This is a genomic window from Paenibacillus sp. FSL R7-0163, from assembly GCF_037969975.1.
Lineage (GTDB): Bacteria > Bacillota > Bacilli > Paenibacillales > Paenibacillaceae > Paenibacillus_AQ > Paenibacillus_AQ odorifer.
In genome coordinates, this window is sequence record NZ_CP150224.1 from 4205791 (window position 1) to 4218435 (window position 12645).

At 45.1% G+C, this 12645-nt stretch carries 11 protein-coding genes; all 11 read right to left on the reverse strand.

Annotation, left to right across the window (positions count from 1 at the left end; genetic code table 11):
- Window positions 1-181: 181 nt before the first annotated feature.
- The 11 genes from glnA to NST45_RS18800 all read right to left on the reverse strand — a co-directional run bounded on the left by glnA (window position 182) and on the right by NST45_RS18800 (window position 12558).
- Window positions 182-1606 carry a type I glutamate--ammonia ligase gene (gene glnA / locus NST45_RS18750; RefSeq protein ID WP_036684454.1) on the reverse strand — a complete coding sequence of 475 codons (1425 nt, stop codon included), beginning with the start codon at window positions 1604-1606 and terminating at the stop codon, window positions 182-184.
- Between the two features lie 283 nt (window positions 1607-1889).
- A complete protein-coding gene (gene aroF / locus NST45_RS18755) occupies window positions 1890-2936 on the reverse strand; it encodes a 3-deoxy-7-phosphoheptulonate synthase (protein ID WP_036684456.1) in 1047 nt (348 codons plus the stop codon).
- 264 nt (window positions 2937-3200) lie between these two features.
- Entirely contained in the window at window positions 3201-4157 is a 957-nt protein-coding gene (locus NST45_RS18760) for a 4-hydroxy-3-methylbut-2-enyl diphosphate reductase (protein WP_036684457.1), read from the reverse strand.
- A 59-nt stretch (window positions 4158-4216) separates the two neighbouring features.
- A complete protein-coding gene (locus NST45_RS18765) occupies window positions 4217-5665 on the reverse strand; it encodes a HAMP domain-containing sensor histidine kinase (protein ID WP_076141384.1) in 1449 nt (482 codons plus the stop codon).
- A 1-nt stretch (window position 5666) separates the two neighbouring features.
- A complete protein-coding gene (locus NST45_RS18770; protein ID WP_036684461.1) occupies window positions 5667-6356 on the reverse strand; it encodes a response regulator transcription factor in 690 nt (229 codons plus the stop codon).
- A gap of 105 nt (window positions 6357-6461) precedes the next feature.
- On the reverse strand, window positions 6462-8135 hold the full coding sequence (locus tag NST45_RS18775; protein ID WP_038569555.1) for a trypsin-like peptidase domain-containing protein: 1674 nt from the start codon (window positions 8133-8135) through the stop codon (window positions 6462-6464).
- A 237-nt stretch (window positions 8136-8372) separates the two neighbouring features.
- Window positions 8373-9026: a response regulator transcription factor gene (locus tag NST45_RS18780; RefSeq protein ID WP_036684464.1), complete on the reverse strand. Its 654-nt coding sequence runs from the start codon at window positions 9024-9026 to the stop codon at window positions 8373-8375.
- Window positions 9027-9029: 3 nt separating this feature from the next.
- On the reverse strand, window positions 9030-10106 hold the full coding sequence (locus NST45_RS18785) for a sensor histidine kinase (RefSeq protein WP_036684466.1): 1077 nt from the start codon (window positions 10104-10106) through the stop codon (window positions 9030-9032).
- Window positions 10107-11180 (reverse strand): cell wall-active antibiotics response protein LiaF, encoded by a 1074-nt coding sequence (gene liaF / locus NST45_RS18790; RefSeq protein ID WP_036684468.1) that lies wholly within the window; start codon window positions 11178-11180, stop codon window positions 10107-10109.
- A gap of 239 nt (window positions 11181-11419) precedes the next feature.
- A complete protein-coding gene (locus NST45_RS18795) occupies window positions 11420-11563 on the reverse strand; it encodes a hypothetical protein (protein ID WP_176462582.1) in 144 nt (47 codons plus the stop codon).
- Window positions 11564-11709: 146 nt separating this feature from the next.
- Entirely contained in the window at window positions 11710-12558 is an 849-nt protein-coding gene (locus NST45_RS18800; protein ID WP_235219506.1) for a 3D domain-containing protein, read from the reverse strand.
- Between the last annotated feature and the right edge of the window lie 87 nt (window positions 12559-12645).

The following is a 12645-nucleotide window of genomic DNA, read 5'->3' on the forward strand; positions in this document are numbered from 1 at the left end:
CTACCGCCCACCCCAATAACATAGAACACTACTCATGGCTTAGAACACTATGCGTGGCACACATTCATAAGGTACAATAAAATCCATTACTTTCCCAATTCAAAAAAAGAAGCTGCCTCCAAGTAGAATCACTACTTTTGAGACAGCTTCTTTTATTATAAAGATTATAATAGCAGGAATCTTATAGATCGAAGTACAGGGCATATTCATGTGGATGAACACGAATCGCTACCTCTTGTGCTTCAGAACGTTTCAGAGCAATATAGTTATCGATGAAGTCCTTAGTAAATACGTCGCCTTCTGTTAGGAACTCGTAATCAGCTTCCAAAGAATCAAGCGCTTCGCTCAGGCTGCCTGGAACGCTGCGGATTTTTTCTTTATCTGCATCAGACAATTCATAGATGTTCTTATCCAGAGGACCATAACCCAGTTCTTGCGGGTTGATCTTGTTCTTGATTCCGTCCAGACCTGCCATCAGCATTGCGGAGAATGCCAAGTAAGGGTTAGCCGTGGAATCCGGTGTACGGAATTCGATACGACAGCCTTTTGGTGTCACAGCTGCTACTGGGATACGAACTGCTGCAGAACGATTTCCTTTGGAGTAAACCAAGTTAACCGGTGCTTCGTAGCCAGGAACCAGACGCTTAAAGGAGTTGGTGCTTGGGTTAGTCAAAGCGATCAATGCTGGTGCATGGTACAAAATACCACCGATATAATGAAGAGCCATTTCGCTCAGGTTAGCATAAGCGCCTTTTTCATAGAACAAAGGAGTATCTCCGTCAAAGATCGATTGATGCACGTGCATTCCGCTACCGTTATCACCAAACAGCGGTTTTGGCATGAAGGTTGCTACCTTGCCATACTGACGTGCAGTGTTTTGTACAATATATTTATAAGTCATGAGATTATCAGCAGTTTTCTTCAAGGTATCAAAACGGAAGTTAATTTCCGCTTGACCTGCAGTGGCTACTTCATGGTGATGACGTTCAATGCGTAGTCCAACTTCAGCAAGCAGACGGCACATCTCACTACGGATATCCTGTTGGGAGTCAACTGGTGCTACAGGAACATATCCACCTTTAACGCCAACTTTAAATGCCAAGTTGCCGCCCTCTTCTTTACGACCCGTATTCCAAGCCGCTTCTTCAGAATCTACGAAGAATGAGGATCTGTTCATGCCACTTTCGTAACGAACATCGTCAAAGATAAAGAATTCTGATTCAGGTGCGAAGAATGCAGATGTACCTACTCCGCTTTTTTGCAGGAATTCTTCTGCTTTCACAGCAATACCGCGAGGATCGCGCTCATAACGTTCGCCATCAGGAGTGAAAATGTCGCACATCACGTTCAGCGTTGGATGAGCTGTAAACGGATCTATGAACACACTATTCGGATCAGGCATCATAACCATGTCTGATTCTTCAATACCACGGAAACCTTTGATGGAAGAACCGTCGAATGCTACCCCATTTACAAAAGTTTCATCTTCCACTTCAGAAGCTGGCAGAGAGATGTGGTGGGCACGACCACCTAAATCTACGAATCGAAAATCTACCCACTCGATATTGTTCTCTTTAATTGTTTGCAACACTTTTTCAACCGACATGAATTTTTCCTCCCCCAAGTTCCGAACATTAGGCCGCTCACAGTATGCAAATGTTCTTGTTTTAATTTTTTTTGCTGTCGTAATTATAAATCTCATACCTAACATCGTCAATGCTTATGTCAGGTATTTCTTTCAGCAATGTAAGATATTCTAACGCTTTCGTGAAATCTGTTATTTTCGCATATTTTCATGTCACATTTATTTTATTCAACTCCAAAAAAACCCTCTTTTCCCACTAGGTCGCGGGTTAAGAGGGCTTCCGAGGAAGCTCTTAGATTGAATTTTATAGCGCCGAAACCGTTTCTGGCGAAGTAGAAAACTTACGTCCAACAATTGGAGCCAGCTTTTCCAGATCTTTAAGCAGGTTATCAAACTGATCAGGGAATAACGATTGAACACCATCACCTGTCATGGAATTGTCCGGATCTGTGTGCATTTCGATAATTAGCCCGTTTGCACCAGCAGCAACAGAAGCTTTGGCCATAGGCTCAACTAACTCACGACGACCGGTTCCGTGACTTGGGTCAGAGATTACTGGAAGATGGCTTAAGCTTTGTAGAACTGGAATAGCCGATAGATCCAGTGTGTTACGAGTGTAGGTCTCAAATGTGCGAATACCGCGCTCACAGAGCATTACATCCTTATTACCGCCTGCCAAAATGTACTCCGCTGCATTGAGCAACTCATCATAGGTCGCACTGAAGCCACGTTTTAGAAGAACAGGTCTGCCACAGGTACCCAGCTTGCGCAGCAAATCAAAGTTCTGCATATTCCGTGTACCCACCTGCAGAATATCCGCATGCTCCGCACAGATATCAACATACTCCGGTGTCATAACCTCTGTAATCGTCAACAGGCCATGACGCTTTCCTGCTTCAGCCATCATAGTCAAACCTTCCACACCTACGCCTTGGAAGCTGTACGGTCCTGTGCGGGGCTTAAACGCGCCTCCACGAAGTACCTGAGCACCAGACGCTTTAACAAGCCGGGCGATCTCATCAATCTGCTCTGGAGACTCAACGGCGCAAGGTCCGCCCATGATCACCAGGTTTTCTCCACCAATCTTCACACCCTTGATATCAATAATCGTATCCTCAGGATGGAAATCCCGGCTGGCCAGCTTGTAGGATTTGGAGATCTTCACGACGTTCTCTACACCCTTCATTTGCCGCAAATGCTCGGCGAGCTTAGGAGTGACGCCTCCCACTAAACCTATCACCGTGTGATCTGCTCCTCTGGAGAGATGCACCTGCAAACCTTCTTTTTCGATTACGGCAATTATATCTTTAACCTGCTCTTCCGGTGTTTGATTTGATGTAATGACGATCATATTTATAACTCCCTCTCTACACTTAAAATTTATAATAATTCCGCTAGATACTATCGCGCTACGACGCGTGTTCGCTTTTAAGCTTTTATGCTTTTAATCACTAAAGCAATTCTACCTCAAAAAGCGATTATAGTCAATCTATATTCTAGATTCCTATGCTGGAAGCGTTCTTTCGATAAAAAAGAGCACTTAACCTCGACTGACGAAGTTAAGCGCTCTTGTTGCAGCGTTCATAATATATAAGTTCGAGCCTAGCCCATTACATTAAGTAGTACTTGCACTCTTATTCTTAACCGGTGGCAGCAGCTTCGCCATATTCACAGTACGTTTAATCTCCCACGTCTCCGGATTAGCCGAATCATACTGATCTAAGTAGTTAATCACTTCTTTGGTGATAGGTGTAGGTGTGGATGCGCCAGAAGTGACCCCGACGATATTCACACCCTCTAACCATTCTGTTTGGAGTTCAGACACATCAGAAATACGATGGGCAGGAACCCCAGCGATTTCTTCCGACACCTGTGCCAGACGATTAGAGTTGTTGCTTCGCGGATCACCGACAACAATCACCAGATCACATTGCCCTGCTTGTTCCGCTACAGCCTCTTGACGTACCTGGGTAGCCATACATATCTCATTATGCACTTCAGCACCTGGGAAGGTCTCCAGAAGCTTTTTCATGATATGCTTAATATCCCACTGGCTCATAGTAGTCTGATTCGTAATGACGATACGTGAAGAAGGGATGGATAACGTAGCAATCTCATCTTCTTTTTCAATCAGATGCACATGCTCAGGGGCAATACCCACAGCACCCTCTGGTTCCGGATGGCCTTTTTTGCCGATATAAATGACCTCATAACCATCATCTACTTTTTCCTGAATAAGATCGTGGGTCTTCGTGACATCAGGACAGGTTGCGTCGACCGTAGTCAGACCCTTGTCCCTTGCCATCTTGCGCACCTCAGGAGAAACCCCGTGTGCAGTGAATATAACAGTCCCACTATCCACTTTATCCAGAATATCCAGACGATTATGTCCGTCCAAAGTAATAATGCCATCATCTTCGAACGAATTCGTGACATGACTGTTATGAACAATCATACCCAGTATATAAATCGGCCGGGGAAGATCGAGATTTTGCGCAGCCTGCCGTGCCATAACCATTGCATCGACAACTCCGTAACAATATCCCCGGGGAGAGATTTTAATGACTTCCATGAGTTCACCAGCTTTCTGCTTTCATTGACCTCTGTAATAGGACACTTCTAAATTATACCCTATTCCAGCGGCGGAGCAAAGAGAAGCGGCAACCAGATGACAAAAGTAGTACCCTCACCTTGGCGTGTAACAACCTCCACAGACCCACCATGCTCGTCAATAATCCACTTAGCAATGGATAGACCAAGCCCAATCCCTTCCGTAATTCCACGCGATTCATCCGCACGATAGAAACGATCGAAGATATATGGAACCTCATCTTTATCCATACCAATACCTGTATCAGTGATCCGAATACCAACCTGATTCTGATAGAAAAGGGTATCCAAACTCACGATGCCAGAAGGCGTGTACTTAAAGGCATTATCAATAAAAATAAAGAGCATTTGCTGTAGATAATCTTTATTCCCAACTATATATTTGCCATTTAAGACTGACATATCACCTGTAACCCACTCGGCTTGACGCGGCAGGAAAGAGGCGCGGCGCGCAATCTCATTCATCATCGGTTCCAGTGCCACGGGCTCTATATCAAAAGTACGTCCAGTATCCGCACGCGCGAGCGAGAGCATATCCGCTACCAAGCGGCTCATACGCTTAGACTCGTCTGCGATATCCTGCACCGATTCAAGCGATAGCTGGCGAATCTCAGCTTCACTCATCTTCCCTTCTCCGGGTTCCATCTCCCAAACCTTTTGCAGCAGATCAATATTTCCGCGAATCGTAGTGAGCGGTGTCCGAAGCTCGTGTGAAGCATCTGAAACGAAACGGCGCTGAGCCGCATACGAATCCTCCAGCTCTGTGTAGAATCCTTCCATACGCCCAAGCATACTGTTAACGGTCTCAATAAGTCTTCCTATCTCGTCTGGCGGCCCATCGTATTCAATACGCGAGCTTAAATCATTCCCCGTCTGAATCCCATTCGCAGCTTCAATTACTTTGCCGATTGGACTCATGGATTTGCGCGCTAGGAACAAGCCGAAGGTAAATGCCGCGATCAGGGTAGCAAAAGAACCTACGAGCAGGATAGTTTTTAAACGCTCCAAGAGCTTATTCTGTTCACCTACATAGGTAGCCACTTGTAACACAGCAGCAGGATTTTTTTTATAATTTTCCAATAGAATTGGCCGTTCATAAATCAGAAATTGATTGCCTTCAATTACAACATTACGAAATCCCTGTACAATTTTATCCCGCTCGGGATAATCAAATGCAAGATTACCATTTCTCATGTTTGTCGTTCGCTGCATAACCTTAGTATCATAAACATAGATCTGTGTATACGTATTAGAATTCTCAGGAGTTCTGACCCCATCCATCATTAGTTCACCGCTGTATAAATTGATACTGAAAAATGGAATGGTCTGCTCAGCTTGCACCTGGAGGCGATTCTTCAAGTCCCCATAAGTATTAAAATAAACAAAACCGTAAATTGCGGCTGATAAGGCCAGCAGCATAACGGCCAAAATCCCTGAATACCAAGCAGTCAGCCGCAATCTTATAGACATGTTAGTTGTCACCTCTTAGAATGTAACCGGCACCCCGGATCGTTTGAATGAGGCGTTTACCGCCATGCTCCTCCGTCTTTTGACGTAGCATAGCTATGTATACCTCAAGCACATTAGATTCACCGCTATAATCATAACCCCATATTTTATCCATGATCAGATCCCGTGAAAGCACACGTTTCGGATTTTGCATAAAAAGATGAAGCAGCTCAAACTCCTTCGCTGTTAACTCCAGTCTTTTACCGGCACGGGTAACCTCACGTGAATCCACATCCAGCGTAATATCTTCATAAGAAACCGCTTGCTCCCCACCTTCACTTTGCTCACTCTTACGCCGAAGCAGCGCACGTACACGTGCAAGCAGTTCTTCCAAGGCAAAAGGTTTAACCAGATAATCGTCCGCGCCCAGATCAAGCCCTTTCACACGGTGCTCAATTTCATCCTTCGCGGTAAGCATGAGAACAGGAACATTACTGCCCCCTTCCCGCAAGCGGCGACATACTTCAAAGCCATCCACCTGAGGCATCATTACATCCAAAATTACCACATCCGGATCACTGCTCAAGATTGCCCGTAATCCATCCGCTCCATTCACCGCTGTTTTCACATCGTAACCTTCAAAAGCTAAACCTCTACGCAGCATAGAAATAATCTTTTCGTCATCATCAATAATTAGAATATTCGGTCGCATCAAGCAGCCCCCATTGTTCAGTTCTTTTTATATATTGTAGCAGTTTACATCACAATTAGACAAAAACGGAAGGGTCGCCCCTTCCGTGTGACTTACCGTCCGGTATTATTGCTGCTGACTTTGTTGTGTAGTCGTTGTATCAAAATCATTTTTGTTACCGATGGTAACTGAAAGATCCATGGTTTTACCATCGCGCACAACATTTAATGTTACTTTGTCTCCAACTTTTAACGTTTGAATGAAGGTAATCAGATCTTGGTTGGTTGCATACTTCGTTCCATTCGCACCGGTAATGATATCGTAAGGGCGCAGGTCAGCGGTATACGCTGGGGATTTATAGATAATATCTGCAACCACAGAACCTTCTTTAATATCCGTACCCATTTGCTTAGCAACCTCATCTGTAATCGTCATAAGAGTTGCACCAATGAAAGGTACCGGCTCTTTCGGAATGGCTTGGTTGGCTTCCAGTTTATCTACGACTTCTTTAATCGTATTCACAGCGATTGCGAAACCAATACCTTGAGAATCCGTGCTGACGGCTACGTTCATCCCGATTACCTGTCCGTTCATGTTAAGCAACGGACCCCCTGAGTTACCCGGGTTGATAGAAGCGTCGGTTTGCAGCAGATTTTTGTAATTACGTGTTCCACTGCCATCTTCTTCGTTAATATCAATACTGCGTCCTTTTGCACTAAGAACACCGGAAGTTACAGTATGGTCGAAGCCTTGTGGGTTACCGATAGCAACCACTTCTGAACCTACCTTTATGCTATCCGAATCTCCAAGTGCTACGGTAGGGAAATCACTATCTCCTTCAATTTTAAGCACAGCCAAATCCAGATCTTTGCTAGAACCTAGCAGCTTCGCTTCATAAGGCTTGGTTACGCCATCCACGGTGACTTGGATTACATCAGCATTGTCAATTACGTGCTGGTTGGTCAAAATATAGCCGGATTTCTCATAAATGAAGCCTGTTCCAATTCCATAAGGGATAAGCTGTGATGAAGAATCCGATCCTGATTTGGAATCCTGTTCATTTTGTGAAGAACCATTTCCACTGTATTGATCCCCGAAGAAAAATTGTGAGAAGGGATCACTCAGATTCGGGCTGGATGAGCTTCCATTACGCGAATTAGATTTCACTAGTGTCTCAATCTTAACGACTGCTGGTCCCACCGCATCAACAACACCTGTCACATCACGAGATCCAGTCACCAAGGAGGTAGTAGAAGTAGAAGGCGCAACACCTGCACTCTCGCCCGTTGTCTTCGCCGTTCCATTCGTTCCGGAGCTAGCAACAGTTGTAGCTGTATCTCCCGTAAACCAGTTACCTCTGTCTGCCATATACATTGAGCCCGAGAGAACGACCATACCGGCTAGGAATGATACCAGCACTGTTTTTAACGAGCTTTTTGGTTTTTTATTATATTGCCAGCCGCCGCCACCTTCAGAACCGCCACCGCCATTTCCTCCGCGGCCACCACCATTGCCATCATAGCCAGTGGTACGAAGTGATGTGTTATATGGTAATGGCTTTACAGGCTGTGGAGGTGTAACCTCGACCCGTTCAGGCTCCATCCGATTGTAGTGCTGCGCGCCTCCGTCAGCGTTATTCTCATCTTTGTTCAAAGATTTAAAAGGTCCGTAAGAATAGTAGTAGGATGATGATCCTGTTTCAGATGAAGTATTATTATTGCTGCTATTGTTATTATTGTCCCATTCCCGATCTGGTGCTGGTCCATTGTCGCGATTGAAGTTGTTTTTGTTATCGTCCATGTTTATCTTTCCTCCTGCTTCCTGTCGCCGTGACAAGGATTAATTTGTTTTCATGTTCTTATTTTGTACTTTAAACCTTAAGGTCACATTAAAAACAATTTAAGCGCAGATAAAAGATATAGGCAAATGGGAGGAGATTATACAGGGAAGCAGAAAAAAGAAGCTCGGGCGCGAAAAAGGTCGCGGCCCGAGCTTCTAAAACCATTTCAAATAGTAATGCACCTTAGTCTACAAGTCCTACCCCTGAGCCCAGCCCTTTCGATGAGCGTAAATAGCCAACTGGGTACGGTCATCAAGCTCGCATTTCATCAACAGATTGCTGACATGCGTCTTTACTGTCTTGATGCTGATATGCAGCTCCTCACCGATATCCTTATTGGTCTTGCCCTCAGCTATAAGCAGCAGGACTTCCTTCTCACGCTCTGTTAAACCGGAGGAATCACCTTGCACGGTGCGCTGGCGTATACCACGGGTCAGCGCCTGTGACACATCACCCGTCATGACGGGCATGCCGCGGTAAGCCCCTTGCAGTGCGTAGATTAACTCTTCTGCCGACACTGTTTTGAGCACGTAGCTGACAGCACCAGCCTCTATAGCATCTACAACAAGATCATCCTCCAGAAAGCTGGTGAGGATCACGATTTTGAGGCCAGGAAATTCAGCCAGCACTGCTCTTGTGGTCTCGGCACCATTCATCACAGGCATCATCAAATCCATCAGCACGAGGTCAGGCAGACCTTCATGTCCACCAGCACGCAGCATCTCCAGCGCCTCTTGTCCATTCGCCGCCTCACCGATGACCTCGAATGTAGGCTCCAGCATTAGATAAGTTTTGAGGCCCATCCGTACCATATCATGATCATCTACGAGCAACACTTTTATGACACTCATGCTCTACTCCTCCTCGTCCTGTGTATCTGTTCCTAACGATCTATTCTGCTCTAATTCTGGGTTCCCTTGAACAAACTTAGGAATATGTACACGGATCGTCGTTCCCGCACCCTTGCGGCTAATAATCTCCACTTGCCCACCCAGTTTCTCCGCGCGTTCGCGCATGGTGGTGAGACCGTAGGAGCCTTGTTTTTGCTGCACATGTTCAAAACCTTGACCGTCATCACTAATACTCAGCACAACTTGTCTTGATCCTTCACGCAGTGATAAGCTGACCAGTCTAGCTTCAGCATGCTTCACAATATTCGCCATCGCCTCTTGAATAATTAGGAACAGCTGATGTTCGATCGCTTCCGATAACTCGCCCTGAAGTTCGAGCTCCTTCATTCCTTTTAAGCCATTCTGGCGACAATAATCGGGAAACCATTTTTCCAGCGCCTCGAACAGATTTCGACCTTCCAGCTCCACTGGACGCAGTTGTGCAATTAATGCTCTCATTTGTTTTTGTGCCATCTGAGACATTGTAATCAACTGGTCCATGACCATTTGACCTTGAGCTTCATTGACCTTCAGAACTTTAGGCAGCGAAGAAGCGGACATATGGATGGCAAAAAGCTGTTGGCTCACCGTATCATGCAGATCCCGGGCCATACGCCTTCTTTCCTCCAACACCGCACTCTCCGCTGCCTGTTCCTTCTCAATAACCTCTTGTTCACCCAATCGCTGTAGAAGCTGCATCTTATTCTCAACCGTATCCATCATGACATTAAACTCGTGATACACTCGGGCAAAAGACTGATCGTCACTTTCTGGCATCCGTACGGACAGATTTCCTTTGGCTACCTGCAGCATATTCAGATCCAGATGATCAATCCGGCGCTGAATCCGCTGGCCTGCCATGTAGCCGATAACTACAGTGAACAACACAATCCCGAGACATAAGTACAGCCACATCCGATAATCCTTCACTTCGATATAACCAAGGCAAGTGCCTGCATACATCAATCCAGCGCTTACCGCTCCAGTGAGCAAAAAGTAAAACAACAGCAACCATTTGGTATTACTGAAGATTGTCCCCATCTAACCCACCGTTTTAACTTTAATGTCACCTATAAATGCACTTACATTTATACGGACTTTTTTGCCTGCTTCTTTATAATAAGGAGTCTTGCACTGTACACTGCTCATAAACCCACTGCGAGACTGATCCAGAACTTCCATATCCCCGATAAAAGAACTGCTGTTCACCGAGATGCCAAGATCCATATCATTCGGAATGTACACTTTAATGTCGCCTATAAAAGCGGAAATATTAATCCTCGTTTCGCCATAAGCAATTTGTGCATTCGTCAGATCCAGTACGGTATCGCCGATAAACTGCGAGATATTCGTGTTCTTCAGTTGGAAATGCTCGCGCCCCATGTGGACATCTCCGATAAAAGCAGAGCGATTGGTCGATTCCTTTTGATTATTTGATTCATGGAATTCCTCATGCCATTCACCATGTCTACGAGCATGACGCTCATGACGTTCCTGACGTCTGCGCTCGTGTCGTTCCTGCTTCTCTTGCCAACGTGCTTCAGCGCCGGACTTATAAGATCCTGTTTCGTCCTCATCGTCTTCTTCATCTTTTTGAAGATAGTCCTTCCAGTCGCGTTGACCAGAAGCCTTGCCGAATTTTTGCTCAAATTGTTCATCAAGTGTGGAATCCAGCGGTTTGGGCGGCTCCACATCTAGTGAGCTTTTTCCTGAAGGAAAGTGATCTGGTGGTGACGGTGGAGCTGGTGGCACAGGTGGTACTGAACCGCGTGGTTTAAAAATCACATAAAGTCCGCCGCCAATCAACATGACTGGAATGAACATTTTGAAAAAATCCCCGGCCGAAATATCAAACCAATCTAAATTCCGTCCAAGGAAAAACACTCCGATCGCCAGAAAGAAAAAGCCGCCGATAGGTGAAGAACCTTTTGATTGCTCCTCCCCTGTACCTAAAAGCCGTTTCATTCCCATTAGGATCAAGATAACCGGCCAATAATTCGAAATCAGGTAACCTAAGCTGAAATCAGTGTAACCCAATTGTCTCAGTAGAAACATAGCTCCAATCCCTATCAGGATCAGGCCGCCTAAAACCTGGCTGGTGAACCTTCTTTTCATGACTCATTTCCCCTTTAAAGTAGTGGAACGCTCTCTTCTTCAATCTTATAGCCTTAGTCTACAGGAATGAAGTGCTGAGAAACAGCGGCGAGAGAAGGAACTTCCCCTCAGTCTCTAGACTGAGATGAATGGGATAAAATTCTATTTACTTCATTATATATGAAAAAAGACTGTCCCTCAGTAATTAACTGATTTGGACAGTCTCTTTTTTTCAGCAGTCTTCTGCTTCAGTTAGCGCATTATTGTTGCGGTTTCTGAGCTGGTTTAGAAGTATTTCCACTTTGCTTGTTAGCGCCGTCATTCTCAACAGCAAACTCAGCATTGTATTTTTCATTTGGTGTTTTGTAATTTTCTTGTACTTTAGATTTCTTGTTATTAGCCACGGAATTCACCTCCTTTTCTCTTATGCAGCATAGAATATGCTTACTAAGAGAACATCTCGGAAGAGGCAATTGCTTTGCCCCAGTCCGTATTATGGCAAGGTGATGTCACTATTATGCATGACCAAGTGAAAATAAGTTCAATCCCATTAAATGGATTCTTCGAGTAGGGATTGCGGCACTGCTTTGTAAGTCTCAATCGCTTGGCTCAGCTTCTTCAGCATGACTTCCGTGCAAGTCCCGTTACCACGCTTAATGAGTTGAACTACAACCGATTTTTTGCCCCATTCCTTATACACCTGTTTCGTAGTAGCAAAATACAGATCAATCTTCCGCCCTTTAATAGCCGAGCCCGTATCAGCAACTATGGCGTATCCATAGCCCGGTATATAAAGAATACTACCCAGCGGCAAAACCTTAGGGTCAGCAGCAATGGTTGAGACTGTATTCTTATCTCTGCGCACTTTTACACCTGAATAAGTGATTCCATATTCGGGATGCTTAGATGTTTTACCTGTAGATTCATAACCCGCAGTATAGCCAGTCGCCATTACTTTCATTGAAGTAATAATCTGGTCTTCCGCGGGAGCGGCTACAGGAATAGAATTTGGTAACTGTTTTGAAGATCCGCTGCCACCATTTGTTTTAGTGGTTGGAGCTTTGGTGCTCTGCGGTGCCTTTGTCGCTGCTGGTTTATTTTTTGTTGTTGCAGGTAATACAGGTGCGACGGAATGCGCCTCGTTTGACATTAGTGTGGCGCGGCCAGTCGCAAGAACGACCTTATCATCTGTGGTTCTCATAAACACAGAATTAGCCTTGGTATATTGCAACTCGTTCGATAGCGTTTTGTTAATACCCGTGTGCTGTAAAGTGTCTCCTGTCCCAATGGCCCCTACTGCCTGTTGCTTAGATTCTGGAATGATTCCAGCAGCGGTCAATAGCAAAACGATGGTGACAAAAAGACACCAAAACCTCTGAAATATGCCCATTTTGTTCATGTGATAAACCTCCCCCTTATTAGCGAAGGTTTCCCGATTCACAAAATTTTATACATGAAGATCAGAAGTTGATCCTCATGGGCATAT

Coding starts and splice junctions, on each gene's coding strand:
- liaF (WP_036684468.1), bottom strand. CDS start 11,180: ATGAAAAGAAGGTTCACCAGCCAGGTTTTAGGCGGCCTGATCCTGATA.
- NST45_RS18800 (WP_235219506.1), bottom strand. CDS start 12,558: ATGAACAAAATGGGCATATTTCAGAGGTTTTGGTGTCTTTTTGTCACC.
- NST45_RS18780 (WP_036684464.1), bottom strand. CDS start 9,026: ATGAGTGTCATAAAAGTGTTGCTCGTAGATGATCATGATATGGTACGG.
- NST45_RS18770 (WP_036684461.1), bottom strand. CDS start 6,356: ATGCGACCGAATATTCTAATTATTGATGATGACGAAAAGATTATTTCT.
- glnA (WP_036684454.1), bottom strand. CDS start 1,606: ATGTCGGTTGAAAAAGTGTTGCAAACAATTAAAGAGAACAATATCGAG.
- NST45_RS18775 (WP_038569555.1), bottom strand. CDS start 8,135: ATGGACGATAACAAAAACAACTTCAATCGCGACAATGGACCAGCACCA.
- NST45_RS18760 (WP_036684457.1), bottom strand. CDS start 4,157: ATGGAAGTCATTAAAATCTCTCCCCGGGGATATTGTTACGGAGTTGTC.
- NST45_RS18785 (WP_036684466.1), bottom strand. CDS start 10,106: ATGGGGACAATCTTCAGTAATACCAAATGGTTGCTGTTGTTTTACTTT.
- aroF (WP_036684456.1), bottom strand. CDS start 2,936: ATGATCGTCATTACATCAAATCAAACACCGGAAGAGCAGGTTAAAGAT.
- NST45_RS18765 (WP_076141384.1), bottom strand. CDS start 5,665: ATGTCTATAAGATTGCGGCTGACTGCTTGGTATTCAGGGATTTTGGCC.